Consider the following 17,836-nt stretch of genomic DNA (forward strand, 5'->3'; position numbering starts at 1 on the left):
ACGATTACCAATTTTATAAGAATCACATTAATAAACGTATTTTATACGTTAAAAAGTTACATATTATTCTTTTGTTTAACATCCCAAACCGCGTTATATTTACAAAACAACCAACTTTTTAACGAAAATGATTTCGCATATCGCTTATCTAAGCACGCAAAGTTTTATTCTAAACGATTCGGACTTAGAAAGCTTACTTCAACACGCAAGAACCTCTAATGCTTTACTAGGACTCACCGGAATCTTAATTCATCTTGACGGCCATTTTATTCAATTTATTGAGGGTGATAAACCAGCACTTGATCAGATTTATAAAAAGATTACCACAGATCCCAGGCATTTTGATCTGAAGATTTTATCTGAAGGAAGTTCTACAAAACGCTGCTTTGGAGCTTGGGATATGTATTATAAAAAACTTGCCAATACCCAGCTCAATTCGCTAGAGGCTTCAGAGAACTTGAAATCCTACGATCATTTAAAACCTTTAAGTGCGCAAGCCGCAGAAGAAGTCCCTGCCTTACAATTACTGCACAATTTTGTTGAAGCGCTGTCTTAGACAGAGTGAATTCTACAAAACATTAAGAACAACCTCAGGGCAGACCCACGAAAATTACTTTGAAACGAATTTTCAATTTTCAAGCATCTCGATAGCTAACTAGACGTAGTATTAACCCTTTGGCGGTGCCAATAAAAAAACCTGTGAAGTTTTGGACCTCACAGGTTTTTTTATGTTTACAAGATGCGCTCAAACAGTTCTAAACTGCTCGATCCACATCCCAAGCCTCTAAGTACTGCGCCACACGCTGAACAAATTGCCCACCAAGAGCACCATTTACCACGCGATGATCATATGAATGTGATAAGAACATTTTTTGTCTTATGCCTATAAAATCACCTTCAGGAGTTTCTATTACCGCCGGAACTTTTCTAATCGCTCCTAACGCTAAAATCCCTACTTGTGGCTGATTAATAATTGGGGTTCCCATAACACTACCAAAAGTACCTACGTTAGTCACAGTATATGTTCCACCAACGGTATCATCTGGTTTTAACTTTCCGGCTCTGGCTCTTGAAGCCAAATCATTAACCGCTTTGGCCATTCCTACTAAATTCAATTGATCTGCCTTTTTAATAACAGGAACAATTAAATTTCCGTCAGGGAGTGCCGCAGCCATACCCAGATTGATATCTTTTTTCTTAATGACTTTATCTCCATCAACCGAAATGTTGATCATTGGGAAATCACGAATTGCCTTCGCCACGGCTTCCATAAAGATCGGAGTAAACGTCAACTTCTCTCCTTCTCGTTTTTGGAATTCATTCTTTACCTTATTTCTCCAGTTCCAAATATTGGTTACGTCAACCTCTATAAACGATTGTACGTGTGCCGAAGTCTGCACCGAAGCGATCATATGCTTTGAGATCATTTTGCCCATACGCGACATCTCAATGATTTCGTCACCTCCGTTAACACTTACCGGAGCAGCCGGTGTTTCTTGTTTAACCGCCTGTGTTGGTTTGGCCGCAGGCTTAGATGGCGCTCCGCCGTCTTGACGCTTAGCCACATAAGTAAGTATATCATCTTTAGTCACACGGCCTTCTAAACCGGTACCTTCAACCTGATCTAATTCTTCCTGAGCAATGCCTTCTTCCTGAGCGATACTCTTTACTAAAGGAGAATAAAAACGCTCTCCATCGTTGCTAATGCTCGGTGTTGAAGTGGTTTCTTTTGCTTCTGTAAGCATTTGCTCAGCGGCCTGTTCTGAAGCATTTTCTTCTTCTGAAGTGTTATCTTCATTTGCTTCACTCTTAGCCGGTTCTGGCGTTGCATCCCCTTCTCCTTCTGTTTCAATGATCGCAATGGTTTGCCCTACCTGTACTACATCGTCAGCTTCAAAAAGCTTTTCTACCAATACACCTTCTACTTCACTTGGAACCTCACTGTCAACTTTATCTGTGGCAATCTCAACAACGGGTTCATCCAATTCAATGGTATCCCCTACCTCTTTGAGCCAGTTTGTCACTGTAGCTTCAGCGACGCTTTCTCCCATTTTCGGTAACTTCAGTTCAAATTTTGCCATATTATCAATATAAATATTAGTTGACTTTAATTTTTTGCGAATTTACTAAAATAAAGCTTATGAAAACGATTTTTATTTAAACCGCCTACCATTTTAGTAACGCCCCGCGATGTGTAGAGGCATCGCTTCCGAGGATAAAATTACAATTTGAGGGGCGTATGCGAAACCTATTTTTGCTGTTTTTTAACAGCTGCATCGTCGAGATCACCTCAGTAAATGACAGCGCATTCATATCAAAAATGAGTATTCCGGGCGGTAATTTTGTCGTAATCTGATCTAAACGAACAGACTCACATTTCATTTGAGGCTCCAATTTAGTTGCTAAGCCTTTCGGGATTTCCCTATCAGAACACCAATACGCGCGCTCCAACGATTCTTCACTCGTTATTTTATCAAGCGTTTCTGGTTTTTTACTGAATGCTAAAAAGTTTAAAACCAGCGCTAAAAGCTTATCAGACACGAAGCCTTGTGAAAAATGCTTCCGCTGAAAAATATGCATTGCTTTATAAAATCTTCGGAAATACCGGCGATCTTTTATCGTGCTTTCTCCTTTAAAATGAATTACCGAAAGGTTTCCGCAGTAAAAATTGGTATAGCCCAGCTGAAGCAAGCGATAACTAAGATCGATGTCTTCACCATACATAAAAAAGGCCTCATCAAACCCACCTAGCTCGTGATATGCCGACGGTGTAATGAGCATAAATGCCCCAACCAACACCGGCGCTAAACCCACCTCATCCTGTGCGAGTTGATTAGCATAATACGATGATGTATCTCCGGTCATTTTCTTAAGTGCCACTTTGGGAGTGGGAATATTGCGTTTACTTTCCGGAAGATAAGCGCCGGCGCCATCGATCAATCTGGGACCTAAAGCGCCAAAATTTTGTTGCTTTTCAGCAAATGCCAGAAGGGTCTTAAAACAAGCTTCGGGAAGCACCGTATCTGGATTTAAAATGCAAAAATATTTTCCTTTAGCTTGCTGAGCAGCTTGATTGTACGCCCGAGCAAAACCCAGATTTTCTAAATTCTCAATAAAATGTACCTGCGGAAAATTGGTTGTGACCAGATGCTCCGTTTCATCTGAAGAGTTATTGTCAGCAACAATTATTTCGGCTTCGATATCTTGAGTTGCACGTTGCACACTTTCTAAACAAAGCTGTAAATAATACGGCACTTTATACGAAAGTATGATCACCGAAAGCAACATAGCTACTGCTTTAATGAATTTTCAAACGGAATACGATTGAGAATACTACGTCCCAAAGTAACCTCATCAGCAAATTCGAGCTCATCTCCCACCGCAATACCTCGTGCGATCGTAGAAGTTTTAATCCCAAAAGATTCGATCTGGCGATAGATGTAAAAGTTGGTCGTATCGCCTTCCATCGTAGAACTCAGCGCAAAAATAAGTTCGTCTACCTCTCCTTTTTTCACCTTTTCGACTAAAGAATAAATATTCAAATCCTGTGGACCAATGCCATCCAAAGGAGAAATTTTTCCTCCTAAAACGTGATAATGCCCACGATACTGGCTGGTATTTTCAATAGCCATCACGTCTCGTATGTCCTCAACCACACAAACTATAGCAGCTTCTCTATTAGGATTGGCGCAAATCTCACACAGCTCTGTATCTGAAATGTTGTGGCAGTTTTTACAAAATTTGATTCCGCTACGTAAACCGGTAAGTGCTTCTGCTAATTGTTCGGTTTGACTTTCGGGTTGCCGCAACAAGTGTAAAACCAGTCTCAATGCGGTGCGTTTACCAATTCCCGGTAATTGCGACATTTCATAAACGGCTTGTTCCAGAAGTTTAGATGAGAATTCCATAGAGGGTAAAGTTAGCAAAGATTAAGGCCAAAATTGCAATTTAAAAGATTGCTAAGCCTTAAAATAATGGAGAACCAAATCGAGTATGCGCTGTGCGGCTTTCCCATCACCATAAGGATTGTGTGCGGCGCTCATAGTTTTATAAGCTTCGGTATCCTCTAGAAGACGCTGTACTTCCGTTTTTAATTGCACCGCATCAGTACCTACAAGCTTTACCGTTCCGGCTGCTACTGCTTCGGGGCGCTCGGTGGTATCGCGTGTTACCAGCACCGGCTTTCCCAAGCTTGGCGCTTCTTCCTGCACGCCGCCACTGTCTGTAATGATTAAAAATGATTTATCAAGTAGCCACACAAAATCTGGATATTCTAAAGGCGGAATTAAAGTGATGTTGGGATGATTACCTAGAATGGTATGAACCACAGATTTTACATTAGGGTTCAAATGCACAGGGTATACAAAATGAATATCATCGTGCTGAGTTGCGAGTTGTACGATGGCTCGACAAATACGTTGCATCCCGGCACCAAAATTCTCTCGTCGATGTCCTGTTACCAAAATTACTTTTTTGGTCTTAAACGGAATATTTTCAGCAAAATCGGGAGTCTGCTGCTGAACTTTTTCTACAGTTTCCTGAAGCGCGTCAATAACGGTATTCCCGGTTACGCAAATAGAATCTTCCGGAATGCGCTCTTTTAACAGATTGGCTTTAGCCTGAGTTGTTGGCGCAAAATGAATGTTTGCAACTAGACCTGTAAACTGCCTGTTGAGCTCTTCGGGGAAAGGTGATTTCAAATTGTGAGTGCGCAAACCTGCTTCAATATGACCTACTTTAATACCAGCATAGAATGCTGCCAAACTCGCGGTCATCGTTGTTGTGGTATCGCCATGAACCAAAACCAGATCAGGTTTAAAGTCTTCCAAAGGAATTTTTAGCGCGAGTAATGCGCGAGAAGTAAGGGTATACAAATCTTGATTTTTTTGCATTAGATCAAGATCATAATCTGGAGTAATTGAAAAAAAATCAAGCACCTGATCAAGCATTTCCCGATGTTGAGCGGTAATACAAACTTTAGTGATTAAAGAAGTATTACTTTTAAATGCTTTAATTACCGGAGCCATCTTGATTGCTTCAGGACGGGTGCCAAAGATGAACAATATGCGTTTTGCACTAGAGTCGGCCATCTGTTCCTTCTTTTAAAAAGCCTTTGACATCATACACCACTCCAGTATCGTTTTTCAATTCCTCTAGATCAAGCTTTTCAAAATCACGATGTGCAACAGCTAAAACTATCGCCTCAAATTTTTGATTTTCTATAGATGGAAGCAACTCAATACCATATTCTTCTTTTACCAAATGCGCATCTGCCTGCGGATCATACACCGAAACTTTTGCCCCATATTCCTGCAAATCTGTGATGATATCAATCACACGCGTGTTGCGCACATCAGGACAATTTTCTTTAAAGGTGATTCCTAGCACTAAAATGCGACTGTTTTTAAGCTTGATGTCCTTTTGCGCCATAAGTTTAACCACTTGTGAAGCTACATAAGGCCCCATACTATCATTGAGCTTTCTACCTGCCAAAATAATTTCAGGATGATACCCCACTTGTTTTGCTTTTTGCGCCAGATAATATGGATCAACACCTATACAATGACCGCCAACCAACCCCGGTTTGAAGGGTAAAAAATTCCACTTTGTGCCCGCTGCTTCCAGCACAGCTTGCGTATCAATATTTAATAAATTGAAAATCTTAGCGAGTTCGTTTACAAAAGCAATGTTGATGTCGCGTTGAGAATTTTCGATCACTTTTGCCGCTTCAGCTACCTTAATAGAGGAAGCTTTAAAAGTGCCTGCGCTGATTACCGAAGCATAGAGCGCGTCTATCTTTTCAGCAACTTCAAGCGTTGACCCAGAAGTTACTTTTCTAATTTTATCTACCGTATGGGTTTTATCCCCGGGATTAATACGCTCTGGAGAATAGCCCACAAAAAAGTGGGAATTAAAAGTAAGTCTGGAAGTTTCCTCAAGAATGGGCACACAGATTTCTTCGGTCACACCGGGATACACAGTAGACTCATAAATTACGATATCGCCTTCTTTAAGATAGCTTCCTACAAGTTTACTAGCCTTGATAAGTGGCATTAAATCTGGATTGTTATTCTCATCAATAGGCGTAGGAACCGTAATGATATATGTTGTACAGGCTGACAAATCATCTGCTTCGGCAGTACAGTACAATCCGGGTTGATCTACTAATTCAGCAAGTAAAACCTCGTCGAGAAGTTCTTTTTCAAGTTCACCGGTTTTATCAAAACCTCGTTTCAATTGGGTGATGCGTTCTGTATTAATATCAAAACCAACGGTTACATATTTTGTGGCAAATAAGCGCGCTAATGGCAATCCTACGTAACCTAACCCAATTATGGCTATACTCATTTATCTTCTTTAACTGTTTTTAAATGCGCTCTATACCACATTATCGCTTTACGCAGACCAGCGTCTAAATCATAATCAGGATCATAACCTAACAGATTTTTTGCCTTACTAATCGATGCCAATGAATGCGGTACATCGCCCGGCCGCTCAGGGCCATATTTTGGCTGAACTTTTACTAAATCACTATCATAATTCAGCAAGCGTTCTTTGAGCAAATTTACTAATTCGGTTAAAGAAGTACGCGCTCCATACGCGATATTATAAATTTCATTTAACGCCAATGGATTTTCTGTAGTAAGCGCTAGTAAATTGGCTTGAACTACGTTGTCGATGTAAGTATAATCTCTAGAAAAACTACCATCACCATTAATAACAGGAGATTCTTGATTGAGCAATGCAGCAATGAATTTAGGGATCACCGCAGCGTATGCACCGTCAGGATCTTGCTTAGGACCAAACACATTAAAATAGCGCAGACCAATAGTATTAAAGCCATAATTTCGCTTATAAACATCAGCATAATACTCATTGATGAGTTTGGTTACCGCATAGGGCGAAAGCGGTTTACCGATCTCACTTTCGATTTTAGGCAAGGCTTCATTATCTCCATAGGTCGAAGAACTCGCCGCATATACAAAACGCGTAACACCTTCTAGTCTAGATGCTTCGAGCATATTTAGGAATCCGGTGACATTCACCGAATGCGTAAGCAATGGCGTCTTTAAACTGCGTGGCACAGATCCTAGCGCAGCTTGATGGCTTACAAATTCGCAGCCAGCCACAGCCTGCTTGCAGGTTTCCAAGTCTCGTATATCTCCTTCTATAAACTCAAAATTAGCAAGAGCCAAAAAGTCTTGAATATTGTCTTTATTTCCGGTTGATAAATTGTCTAAACAACGCACAGAAGCGCCAGCTTGTAGTAAGGCTTCAATAAGATTAGAGCCTATAAAGCCGGAACCGCCCGTAACGAGGGTTTTCTTATTTTTTAGGGGTTGTAAATTCATTATTCGTGTGAAGTAGGGTTGAATTTTGCTAATATATTATATCGAGTGTTATTTTCACAATTAATTTTAACTTTTTTTTAACGCGTTATTAAATACTTAACATCTTAGAACCAACTCAGTTAAAGTAAAGCTAAACCAGACATCCATACACAATATGCCCAAAATCAATAGTAATTTTGAGGTACATATTTAATATTTTAAATCATGAACTATTTAAATCTCGATAAGAATAGAACTAAAGAAACGGTTGAACAACTCAACACACTCTTAGCAGATTATCATCTGTATTATCAAAAATTGAGAAACTTTCACTGGAATGTAGTTGGTGAGAATTTCTTTGACCTTCACGAAAAGTTTGAAGAAATGTACAACGACACGCTGATTAAGATCGATGAAGTTGCAGAACGTATCTTAACTTTAAGATACCAGCCTGTAAGTCACTTATCTCAATACTTAAAAATGGCTAATATTGAAGAATCTCCCAGTGAAACCGCTGATCTTGAGATGATCGATATTTTGCTGAACGATCACGGAAAGTTGCTTACTCAAATGCGTAAAACTGTAGAATTTGCAGACAAAGGTGGTGATGAAGGTACAATTGACCTGCTTGGTGCATACATCAGAGAGTTAGAAAAAACCAGCTGGATGCTCGACTCTTGGAGAATGACAAAATCCGGTACGCACAAAAAATCGTAACTTATAACAGATAATGAACCAACCAATATATATTATGCTTTTACTTCAAGAAGAAACACAAAATTCAGATTTAACCTTTTTAGGTTTTGACCTATACAAATTAATCGAAAAGCTTCAAAGCTGGGGTGAAAGCATAATATTAAAGTTGCCTAATTTCTTAGTCGCCGTACTGGTATTCATTATATTTTGGTACGTCGCAAAATACGTTTCAAAATTTGTGCGCAATATTTTGATGCGCAGTGTGAGTCAAGATTCGATTAAAACAATGGCGGGGCAAACAGCTTTTGCCATTACTGTTCTCATTGGCTTCTTTATTGCCCTTGGCGTAATGGATCTTGATAAAGTGCTTACCTCTGTTCTTGCAGGTGCAGGTGTTGTTGGTTTGGCAATTGGTCTAGCCCTTCAAGGAACATTAAATAACACCTTTAGCGGAGTTATTTTAAGTTTTATGCCTAAGCTTCAATTGGGAGACTGGGTTGAATCTAATGACTATGCGGGTGTTGTTGAAGAAATTACCCTGCGAAATGTTACCCTAAAACAATCTGATAACAATTATGTTATCATTCCAAACTCTAGTATTGTTGATTCTCCATTTAAAAACTGGAGTCAAACTGCACGTTCCAGAGTGTTTATCAATTGTGGCGTAGGCTATGAAAGTGACTTGGAAGCAGTAAAAAAACTTACCCTAGAAACGCTTACCAAGGAGTTTGAACAACAATCTCCTGAAGAAATTGAGTTTTATTACGAAGGTTTTGGTGATAGCTCAATAAACTTTGTTGCACGCTTTTGGGCGCCGGTTACGAAGCGCAGAGATATGCTCATCGCCCAAGACCGCGCGATCATTGCGATCAAGAAAGCATTTGATGCTAATGATATCAATATTCCATTCCCAATTCGCACATTAGATTTTGGCAAGAATAAATTCAGATCAGAAACTATTACTATTGCCAATTCTAACGGATCTGATTCTGCTGAAGCTTAAATACCAATGAAAACTTTCTTTTTCTTCAGCTTAAGTGTATTAATGCTTTGCAGTTGCCAGGATTATGGGAAACTGAAAAAGAAAGGAGACTTAGACCGAAGCTTAGCTGAAATTTCCGGACTTGCGGTATTCTCCAATGATTCTTTGATCTATACCGCGACCGATCACGGTAATCCAAATTTTATTTACGGTTTAGATCCGTCAGGGAATATTATCCGTGAGATTACAATTAGCAATGCGCCTAATGAAGACTGGGAAGATTTAACTAAGGACTCTAGCGGTACACTATATATTTCTGATACCGGAAATAATGAAAATGACCGCGAAGATCAGTTTATATACATCATTCCAAACTTTGCCAATCTAGCGCAACAACGTGAATCGCTAAAAGCTCAAAAAATAACCTTTACCCTTTCCGATCAGGAAGATTATCCACCTAGTTTAAAAAACCTGAATTTTGATATTGAAGCGTTGATCTATAAGGACGAATACCTCTATATGTTTACCCGCAACCGCAGCCGTAATTTTGATGGAATCACAAAAGTCTACAAATTACCTGCACTCCCGGGCACTTTCGAAGCAGAATTGATCGATGAGTATTACGTTTGTGATGATCTAAATACGTGCGCTATTACCGGTGCAGATATTTCTGAAGATGGAAGTAAAATCGCGCTTCTTACTACCAACAAAGTTTTGATTCTTTCTGATTTTGATGGTGAACGCTTCTTCTCCGGAAACATTAAAACCTATGATCTAGGCTACAATTCACAAAAAGAAGGGGTTGCCTTTAAAAATAATTCTACCTTATATCTTGTTGATGAACGCCGTGCACAAACCGGCGGCAATTTTTATGAATTTTCGCTAGATTAACACCCTACTAAAATATCTAAGCAACATTCTGTTAACGGATGCGTTTATAGTATTTTTAAGCTTTATCAATGTTTAAATTATGCTTGAAGAACGCCTTTCTCAACTAGAAGCAGAAAATCTAAAGCTCAAAGAACAGCTAGACCGACAAGAAAATAAAAATAAAAACCGCCGCAAACTCGGCTGGAATTTTCTTAAACGTTCGTCTGGAATGATCTTAGGAGCGCAACTCAAAAAAAGTATTGAGAAGTTTCTGGACGAGATCGCAGAGCAGCAACGGGTTTCGCGCGAAACGCTTTCAGATTTATTGAGCAGTATAATTATACGTCTTACGCGCGTAGGATTTTTGTTGATTCTCACAGCCATCCTCCCTTCTATCCTACTCATTTTTCAAACGTATTATTTAGGAAAACAGAACACCCTGATTACCGGTCAAAGCGAAATGTTTAAACAACAAAATAAGCGCTTAGATCAACAAACCTATTTGCAGGAAGCAGATCGTCGCGGGCAGACGCTACTTATTATGGATAATATGCTGAAGGAAATTAACACGGATGTTTCCCGAAGTAGTGCTAATGCCATTGATGACGCCACCGCAGGCCGACTGATTTCTTTAAGCAAGATGCTGAAACCTTATAAATATTTAGAAAACGATAGTTTGATCGCACGTGTCACCAGTCCGGAGCGTGGATATTTGTTAGTTTCATTATTAGAAACCGGTATCAATCTCAATACGAGCACCCGCTCTCGGTCTAACGGAAGACTTATTGAGCGTCTAGATTTTACTTACGCAGAATTGCGCAACCTCTCATTAAAAGGTGCTGATTTGATCCAAATCAACCTAGCAAATGCTGATTTAAGAAATTCGAGCTTTAACGGTACAGATTTTGAAAAAGCAAATTTGCAAAATGCGTGGTTACACGAGACCAATCTTACCTATGTAAGTTTTAAAGATGCTAATCTTGAGCAAGCAATTTTACAAAATACTATTCTTGATTATGCAAACCTGCAAAACGCAAATCTATCTTCAACAGATTTACGCAACGCAAGCTTATTGAAAACCAAACTCTTGGATGCAGACCTTACTAACGCCAGAGTGAACGAAACCTTTGAGCGTGATGCAACTCAACAACTCAATAAAGATCAAAGTGAATGGTTATTTTCAAACTTTGAAGTTGTCGAGATTGATGACGACCATTATCAATTGCTGCCCATTGATAACTAGCAGTTTATTGAACTTAGGCTTGCTCTAAATTATTTACTTTTTCTTCCATTTTAGTTGAAATAGATCTTTTCTTCGGTCTACTAAATTGTGAACGCTTCCAAATTGGTTCAACTCTTTCAATAGATCAAGATCCACATCAGCAACAAGGATCATCTCAGCATTAGGTGTAGCTTCGGCCTTTACTCCATTTGTTGGAAACTGAAAATCGCAAGGCGTCAACACCATACTTTGCGCAAATTGCATGTCCATATTATGCACCTTCGGAATGTTACCTACACTTCCGGCGATCGCCACGTAACACTCATTTTCAATAGCACGCGCTTGAGCACAATGCCGCACGCGACTATATCCATTTTGCGTATCGGTCAAGAAAGGCACAAAAAGAATATCCATCCCTTCATCGGCTAGCAAACGCCCTAATTCAGGGAATTCAACATCGTAGCAGATTAAAATCCCAATCTTACCACAATCGGTATTAAAAGTTTTGAGTTTTTCGCCACCACTCATTCCCCAAGCTTTAGCTTCATCAGGAGTTACGTGTAGTTTGTAAAACTTTTCGATCGTACCGTCACGTTTACATAAAAAGCCCACGTTATAGAGCGTTCCATCTTCCATATACGGCATACTACCGGTAATGATGTTGATGTTATAACTAACGGAAAGTTCGCTGAAACGATCCCTGATACGCTCAGTATATTTTGCCAATTCTCGTATGGCTTCCGGCTCAGAAAGATGATTATACGCCGCCATAAGTGGTGCATTAAAAAACTCAGGAAACAGCGCAAAATCTGATCGATACCCGGAAATGGTATCAATGAAATACTCCGCCTGCTCAAAAAGTTCTTCAAAGTTTTTATAGGTACGCATTTGCCATTGTACCAGGCCTAAACGCACCACCGTTTTGATCGCATTTGGCTTTTTTGCCGGTTTTTGATAATAGATATTATCCCACTCCAAGAGCGCAGCATATTCTTTGGACTGCTTGTCTCCTTCCAGGTAATTGGTGATGATACGTTTAACGTGAAAATCATTACTCAATTGAAAATCAAGTACAGGATCATTGATCTCTCTACTGCGCACTTTCTCGATGTATGCCTTCGGACTTAAGTCTTTTGCGTATTGATGATAGTTGGGCAATCTTCCGCCAAAAACAATACGTTCTAGATTGAGGTTTTCACACAATTCTTTTCGATAATCATAAAGGCGGCGACCTATACGCATACCGCGGTATTTGTGCGAAATAAAAATATCTATACCATACAGTACATTTCCCTTTGGGGTATGGGTGCTAAAACTTTCATTCCCGGTGATCTGCATATAAGTATGCGCATCAGAAAACTTGTCATAGTCCACAATGATCGAAAGCGCGCACCCGGCGATTTCCCCATTCACCTTCACGACCACCTGACCTTCCGGAAAAATAGAAACCAGTTTTTGCAAGTCTTTTTTCTTCCAATACGGATCCGGGATGTTTGGGTATACCGCAATCATAATCTCTTTAAGCTCCTCAAAATCTTTGACTTTGAGGTACTCTAAGTTAATGGTGTCTATGCGCTCGCGTTTTTCCGAACTCTCCATATTATCTATATTGTCTATCTCTTTCATATTCGTTAAGCCTTACGGCGAAATTATTTCTTAAAAATTAAAACCAAATCCGAAGGAAACACGGTAGCCCTCGCTAGATTTGAATAAATTGAAAGTTCCGCTAAGCGCATCTGCACTATTTACCCAGAACCCAATTCCGTAGCTATCATGCCATTTTTCTGAATCTTGATCTACATCAGACCATACTCTACCAATATCATAACCTCCAAATACACCAATCTGAAGCGGTAAGAATCCGGTTTTAAAAGTATCAAACGCATACCGTACATCGCCGGTCGCCGAAAATGCACTATTACCCGTAAAACGGTCAAAACGATAACCACGCAAACCACTAGATTGCCCCAAGGTAGCCGCCTGATAAAACTCGGTATCGTCACCAAATCTAAATTGCCCACGTGCAAGCGTCTTAAGCACTAGTTTACGGTTTGCACTTATGGCGTTATAAAATCCCATACTCGGATTAAGGTACGCAAAGCGATTACCGCTATCACTCAAACTATTAGTAAAACCACCATTGAGGATAAAGTCCATTCCACGGGTTGGTGCTAATGCATTATCTGCACTGTGGTATTCATAAGTGGCATCAACGGTACCAAAATATTTCCGCTCTTCTTGCTCAATAATGTCCACAAAATCTATGTATCTCAACGCGTTGTCTGCTACTCGAATACCTTCAAAAAGCGCTTGTATTGAAAAAGTGCTACCATAATCTGAATTTCTAAGAAGCCCCACAGAAGCTTCCATTCTGCTTAAACGCACCCGATTAAAATTCATTCCTAACGCATCATCATTATTCACCGACTCATTGCCGTAACCAAAAAAGTTTCGGGCGTAATTAGGTGTGGTATAGCGTGCTCCCAGCGTTAAATTCCAATCATTCATAATACCTGCGAACTCCCCGTTATACGTAAAATCTAATCCGCTTGTTGCAAAAAAGTATAACATTTTAAAACGGTGCTGTTGTGAGAAAGGATTCTGTCTAAAACCTTGCACAGTATAAACGTCAGTTAAACCAAGACTCACCCCATTATCAGGATTGTATCCAAACGCCGGAGTCAAACCGTTGGTACGTAAAATTTGCTTTTGATAGTCGTACGTATTGTAATCGTAAACGTCAGTCAGTCTAAAGTTCGCCCCTCCGCGCGCTTCAATCGTGTTAGGTAAACTTTCGTGGTCATACACCTTGATCTTTCGGCCGTTGTTAATACGATAAACATCATTGTTTTGCCCACCAATGATACGCAGAAAAATAGGATTTCTTCCCGCTCCGTTTACTTCAAAAACGTCATCGTCATCAAGACCATAAATCCATAATTGTTTCGTTTCTTTTGATGCATACGTGCGATCATGCATCAAGTCTGCCTTTTCTCCTTTTTTGATTCTCCAGACCTGCACGCGGGTAGCATCGTCTGCTCTGGTGATTTCAAAATAGTCATCTTTATCTGTCCCCACCACCATTTGAAGCTCTACCAAATAATCATAAAAAGATTCTGCAATAGCGACAAGATTATCACGACGCCCCTTTAGATTCTTCTTAATCTCGTCTATTGACTCACCGCTTCTTACTTCTGGCGGAAGATCTCTAAAAGCTTCTTCTATTACCTCATCTGTAACATGCTCTTTTATAAACTGTGCTTCTTTATGCCAAACTACTCTTCCCGAGCGTTGAGCCAAAGCACGGTCTAGTTTTATACCGGCATTGTTGAACCACTTCATATCATCCAGATTTTCATCATAAACCTGAAACTGTCGTGCCATCCCAAATAAGGTACGGGCAATATCTAGGATGGCTCCATCAAAATTGGTAAACACTTGATCCCGATCTCTGGGAATGGGCACAAAAATATCTTTACCGTTTTGATCTTTATACTCTGCCCAGCGCCATTGGTCGTTGTGGCGATCCCAATCTCCCACAAGCATATCAAACATACGGGCACGTATATAAGCTTGCTCGTCCACAATATTCTCCTCGTCACTGCGTAATTTATCTAGAATATCATCTGTACTTTCTATATCATCGGGGTAAGAGAACGTGGCTCCGCTGTATTCTTTTGCCGGCCGCTCAACGATCATATACAATTGATCGCCATAATCTTCATTATACTTTTCTAATGCGGGCTGTTTGGGCACATAGTACAATTTTGGAGTGGTGTGCAGTACCTGTGCAGCTTCACTCAGTCTTGGGATTGCAAAAGCTCCATACGGGTGCGCTGAAGTATAAAAATCCTGAATCAACGATTCTGGCAAGGTGTTGTCAAGATCTTCTTCTACGTCAGCATTTTCTTTGAGAATAACCTTCTGTAGAAATTGCACAGCGCTTTTACGCAAGGCGCGCATATTGTATTCTCTTCCGCTTTTATCCTTTAACCGAAGTGAAACCGTCTGATGTCCGCCTCCGGGTCGTACGACCTCCAGTCCGCCATAAAGCGTATCTAAAAGAGCTACGGGCGCAGTAACTTGCTTGCCATAGACTTCACGATAATGCTCTCCCCAAACACTCTCAAAAAGCTCAGAACGCTCAGTCTCTTCAATAGAATACACCGAAGTTTTTATCGTCTGCGGAAAGCTGGTGGACAGCCTAGAATAATCTGATATAGGATCTGGAGGAAAAACTTCTTTCTGAAAAAACAAAACCGGCTCGCCGTTTTCTTGATCGGTACCATAGTATTGTACCCACGCCGAACCATCTTCAAAAATATCGAGTTTTGCAAAACCTTCATAATCTGAGCTGAAGAGTCCGTCATTACCTAAATAAGCGTACGAAGATTTTGAACCGGAGCCTGAAACCACCTGCCTTACTTCATCGTGCTCTATGTACTGCAAACCGTGCTCGTGCCCAGAAACAAAAATGGTTTTATTATGCGTCTGCGCCAATACGCGTAAACGCTTCATCAACTCGTTGTATTTCTCATTAAAACGGTCTTGCTTTGAAACTCCACCTTGGGTACGAATTTGCGTCACGAGCGAAGCCAAGATAGGCAAAGGAATTTTCTGCTGCGATGGATATAAATGTTTATCAAGAGCAAATTTACCCCCGTGCACACCATTAGTAAACATAGGGTGATGCATCGCGATCACCAGTGTTTTGTGCTGATTCTTTTTGATCTCACCTTCCAGCTCAATAAAAAATTTCTCGCGGTCTTTAATATTGTCGCAATTGTCATTGATCTTAGGACTTTTATCCCAATCCTCTAGATACCATTGCGTATCAATAAGCAACATATGCACCGTCTCATTGATGTCATAACTCACCAAAGGACAACCATCTTTAGGCAAGAAAATATCATCTAGGCCGGTAATTTTCTTGAGATATTCTTCTTGGCGGTTCAGCCCGTGTAAATGATCGTTGTACCAGTCGTGATTTCCGGGGATAAAAATGGGCGTTCCCGTATATTCTGAAAAGGTTTCTACCTGTGCGTCCAGTCTGTGCTGCGCTAAGGCACGCTCTTCATCGCCTTCGGGAGGCATTCCTACCGGATAAATATTATCGCCCAAAAAAATAGCAAATGACGAATCGTCATTTGCTTTGTCTAAAAATTTCTTAAATAATTTGATTCCTTCTGTGCTTTCACCCATTTCAGAATTCCCTGCATCGCCCAGCAAATAAAAGGTACGATCTATCTTTTTTGAAGTGGGGTAAATCCCTTGTTCTACGCCGTCTTTATATCTGGAAGTGTAAGTGGCACAAGCCGAAAAAAGTAAGAGTATGACAAGTGTTAGAAGTATGTTATTTTTTATCATGCAAATTATTTTGGAAATTCTTTTTCGTATTTTCCCTTACTTTAACCAAGATACTCTATGGCTGAAACAGCAGAAAAACCGATAAAATCTTTTTCGAAAGCAGATCAATTTGTTTTAGAACTTTTCAAGGAAAAACTTCCTAACAGCTATCTCTATCACAACTATAATCATACTGTGAGAGTTGTTAAAAGTACAAAGGAAATCATCGAAAATTCTCAAATTAATGTTAAACAGAAAGAGGCATTAATCCTTGCAGCGTGGATGCATGATACGGGTTATACGGTAACGCGTGATGGTCACGAAGAGGCTAGCATTGATATCGCTAAAGAGTATATGACCAAAGAAGGCGTAGATGCCGACACCCAAAAACTAGTGGTTGAGCTCATCGCTTCTACTAAAATGGGTGTTGAGCCAAAAAACGAATTAGAGTGCATTTTAAAAGATGCTGATAATTCACATTTTGCAAAAGAGTACTACGCTCAAACCAGTGAATTTTTACGTCAAGAATTATTACTAACGGAAACCAAAAAGTTTACTCCGGCAGAGTGGCGCGAAGAAAACATACAAATGTTCACGCACAAGCATAAGTTTTACACGGATTATGCTGCCCGCAACTGGAAAAACCAAAAAGACGAGAACCTGATTTCTCTTCTTAAGAAAGAAAAAAAGAAAAAGAAAAAATACCGTAAAGAAGAGGTTAAAGCCAAACTCAAAGCAAAATTTAAAGACGAAAGCCCTGATCGTGGCGTACAGACGCTTTATCGAACTACTTTGAGAAACCATATCAAACTGAGTGATATTGCAGATACGAAAGCAAACATTCTGCTCTCCGTAAATGCGATTATTATTTCACTAGCTTTATCTAACATGATCCCAAAGTTGGATGCGCCAAGTAATCGTCACTTGTTAATTCCTACGCTAATCCTTGTAGTTTTTAGTGTGGCTTCGATCATTATGTCTATTCTTTCTACCCGACCCAATGTTACTTCGGGAGAATTTACAAGAGAACAAGTGAAAAAGAAACAAGTGAATATTTTATTCTTTGGGAATTTTCATAAAATGAAATACGACCAGTACCAGTGGGCGATCAACGAGATCATTTATGATAAGGATTATATTTATGAAGCACTGACTAAAGATTTATACCTGTTAGGTGTTGTACTGAATAAAAAGTACCTCTTACTTAGAAAAACCTACACCGTGTTTATGGTTGGGATAATCGTTTCGGTAATAAGTTTTATAATCGCATTCTGGTTGATCTAAACACTACAGAAACACTATAATCAAAAATGCTTCAGATAGTATATTAATTGAATTTACCAATAAGAAAAGCCCCAAATTGGGGCTTTTTTATGTCTATGTTTTACT

The 17,836-nt window shown here is 39.8% G+C and carries 14 protein-coding genes; 6 read left to right on the forward strand and 8 right to left on the reverse strand.

Going from position 1 to position 17,836, the window contains the following annotated elements:
* The first annotated feature begins 127 nt into the window (after nt 1-127).
* A complete protein-coding gene (locus HCN54_RS08860; RefSeq protein ID WP_167597434.1) occupies nt 128-556 on the forward strand; it encodes a BLUF domain-containing protein in 429 nt (142 codons plus the stop codon).
* Nucleotides 557-755: 199 nt separating this feature from the next.
* Here HCN54_RS08860 and HCN54_RS08865 read toward each other — a convergent pair whose 3' ends face one another.
* From HCN54_RS08865 to HCN54_RS08890, 6 genes are all read right to left on the reverse strand, one after another.
* The gene (locus HCN54_RS08865) at nt 756-2,081 is read right to left on the reverse strand and encodes a dihydrolipoamide acetyltransferase family protein (RefSeq protein ID WP_167597436.1); all 1,326 of its coding nucleotides are present in this window, start codon (nt 2,079-2,081) and stop codon (nt 756-758) included.
* Nucleotides 2,082-2,166: 85 nt separating this feature from the next.
* Nucleotides 2,167-3,288 (reverse strand): glycosyltransferase family 2 protein, encoded by a 1,122-nt coding sequence (locus tag HCN54_RS08870; protein ID WP_167597437.1) that lies wholly within the window; start codon nt 3,286-3,288, stop codon nt 2,167-2,169.
* 2 nt (nt 3,289-3,290) lie between these two features.
* Nucleotides 3,291-3,908, reverse strand: a complete 618-nt coding sequence (gene recR, locus HCN54_RS08875; RefSeq protein WP_167597439.1) for a recombination mediator RecR — start codon at nt 3,906-3,908, stop codon at nt 3,291-3,293.
* 51 nt (nt 3,909-3,959) lie between these two features.
* The gene (gene wecB / locus HCN54_RS08880; protein ID WP_167597440.1) at nt 3,960-5,090 is read right to left on the reverse strand and encodes a non-hydrolyzing UDP-N-acetylglucosamine 2-epimerase; all 1,131 of its coding nucleotides are present in this window, start codon (nt 5,088-5,090) and stop codon (nt 3,960-3,962) included.
* Nucleotides 5,077-6,348 carry a nucleotide sugar dehydrogenase gene (locus HCN54_RS08885; protein WP_167597442.1) on the reverse strand — a complete coding sequence of 424 codons (1,272 nt, stop codon included), beginning with the start codon at nt 6,346-6,348 and terminating at the stop codon, nt 5,077-5,079. Before HCN54_RS08885 ends, wecB begins: the two co-directional genes overlap by 14 nt.
* Entirely contained in the window at nt 6,345-7,352 is a 1,008-nt protein-coding gene (locus HCN54_RS08890; protein ID WP_167597443.1) for an SDR family oxidoreductase, read from the reverse strand. The genes HCN54_RS08885 and HCN54_RS08890 overlap by 4 nt, the downstream gene beginning before the upstream one ends.
* A 204-nt stretch (nt 7,353-7,556) precedes the next feature.
* On the opposite strand from HCN54_RS08890, the gene HCN54_RS08895 reads away from it, so the two are divergent.
* The 4 genes from HCN54_RS08895 to HCN54_RS08910 all read left to right on the forward strand — a co-directional run bounded on the left by HCN54_RS08895 (nt 7,557) and on the right by HCN54_RS08910 (nt 11,122).
* Nucleotides 7,557-8,048 (forward strand): Dps family protein, encoded by a 492-nt coding sequence (locus HCN54_RS08895; RefSeq protein ID WP_072979671.1) that lies wholly within the window; start codon nt 7,557-7,559, stop codon nt 8,046-8,048.
* Nucleotides 8,049-8,082: 34 nt separating this feature from the next.
* Nucleotides 8,083-9,030 carry a mechanosensitive ion channel family protein gene (locus HCN54_RS08900; RefSeq protein WP_167597444.1) on the forward strand — a complete coding sequence of 316 codons (948 nt, stop codon included), beginning with the start codon at nt 8,083-8,085 and terminating at the stop codon, nt 9,028-9,030.
* Nucleotides 9,031-9,036: 6 nt separating this feature from the next.
* Nucleotides 9,037-9,900: an SdiA-regulated domain-containing protein gene (locus HCN54_RS08905; RefSeq protein WP_167597446.1), complete on the forward strand. Its 864-nt coding sequence runs from the start codon at nt 9,037-9,039 to the stop codon at nt 9,898-9,900.
* 79 nt (nt 9,901-9,979) lie between these two features.
* Complete coding sequence (locus HCN54_RS08910) at nt 9,980-11,122, forward strand: pentapeptide repeat-containing protein (RefSeq protein ID WP_167597447.1); 1,143 nt, start codon at nt 9,980-9,982, stop codon at nt 11,120-11,122.
* A 33-nt stretch (nt 11,123-11,155) separates the two neighbouring features.
* On the opposite strand, the gene HCN54_RS08915 is transcribed toward HCN54_RS08910, so the two are convergent.
* Together HCN54_RS08915 and HCN54_RS08920 are read right to left on the reverse strand one after the other, a co-directional pair.
* Nucleotides 11,156-12,727: a bifunctional GNAT family N-acetyltransferase/carbon-nitrogen hydrolase family protein gene (locus HCN54_RS08915; protein ID WP_084673018.1), complete on the reverse strand. Its 1,572-nt coding sequence runs from the start codon at nt 12,725-12,727 to the stop codon at nt 11,156-11,158.
* A gap of 30 nt (nt 12,728-12,757) precedes the next feature.
* Nucleotides 12,758-16,468, reverse strand: a complete 3,711-nt coding sequence (locus tag HCN54_RS08920) for a metallophosphoesterase (RefSeq protein ID WP_167597449.1) — start codon at nt 16,466-16,468, stop codon at nt 12,758-12,760.
* 57 nt (nt 16,469-16,525) lie between these two features.
* Between HCN54_RS08920 and HCN54_RS08925 the strand changes: the two genes are divergently transcribed.
* Nucleotides 16,526-17,731 (forward strand): Pycsar system effector family protein, encoded by a 1,206-nt coding sequence (locus HCN54_RS08925; RefSeq protein WP_167597451.1) that lies wholly within the window; start codon nt 16,526-16,528, stop codon nt 17,729-17,731.
* The last annotated feature ends 105 nt before the right edge of the window (nt 17,732-17,836 follow it).

The sequence above is a fragment of the Leeuwenhoekiella sp. ZYFB001 genome (assembly GCF_011784865.1).
Taxonomy (GTDB): Bacteria; Bacteroidota; Bacteroidia; order Flavobacteriales; family Flavobacteriaceae; genus Leeuwenhoekiella; species Leeuwenhoekiella palythoae.

Bases quoted from the DNA above. Each gene is read 5' to 3' on its own strand.
- HCN54_RS08925 (WP_167597451.1), top strand. From the start codon at position 16,526: ATGGCTGAAACAGCAGAAAAACCGATAAAATCTTTTTCGAAAGCAGAT.
- HCN54_RS08905 (WP_167597446.1), top strand. From the start codon at position 9,037: ATGAAAACTTTCTTTTTCTTCAGCTTAAGTGTATTAATGCTTTGCAGT.
- HCN54_RS08885 (WP_167597442.1), bottom strand. From the start codon at position 6,348: ATGAGTATAGCCATAATTGGGTTAGGTTACGTAGGATTGCCATTAGCG.
- HCN54_RS08915 (WP_084673018.1), bottom strand. From the start codon at position 12,727: ATGAAAGAGATAGACAATATAGATAATATGGAGAGTTCGGAAAAACGC.
- HCN54_RS08920 (WP_167597449.1), bottom strand. From the start codon at position 16,468: ATGATAAAAAATAACATACTTCTAACACTTGTCATACTCTTACTTTTT.
- HCN54_RS08890 (WP_167597443.1), bottom strand. From the start codon at position 7,352: ATGAATTTACAACCCCTAAAAAATAAGAAAACCCTCGTTACGGGCGGT.
- HCN54_RS08860 (WP_167597434.1), top strand. From the start codon at position 128: ATGATTTCGCATATCGCTTATCTAAGCACGCAAAGTTTTATTCTAAAC.
- HCN54_RS08910 (WP_167597447.1), top strand. From the start codon at position 9,980: ATGCTTGAAGAACGCCTTTCTCAACTAGAAGCAGAAAATCTAAAGCTC.
- recR (WP_167597439.1), bottom strand. From the start codon at position 3,908: ATGGAATTCTCATCTAAACTTCTGGAACAAGCCGTTTATGAAATGTCG.
- wecB (WP_167597440.1), bottom strand. From the start codon at position 5,090: ATGGCCGACTCTAGTGCAAAACGCATATTGTTCATCTTTGGCACCCGT.
- HCN54_RS08895 (WP_072979671.1), top strand. From the start codon at position 7,557: ATGAACTATTTAAATCTCGATAAGAATAGAACTAAAGAAACGGTTGAA.
- HCN54_RS08870 (WP_167597437.1), bottom strand. From the start codon at position 3,288: ATGTTGCTTTCGGTGATCATACTTTCGTATAAAGTGCCGTATTATTTA.
- HCN54_RS08900 (WP_167597444.1), top strand. From the start codon at position 8,083: ATGCTTTTACTTCAAGAAGAAACACAAAATTCAGATTTAACCTTTTTA.
- HCN54_RS08865 (WP_167597436.1), bottom strand. From the start codon at position 2,081: ATGGCAAAATTTGAACTGAAGTTACCGAAAATGGGAGAAAGCGTCGCT.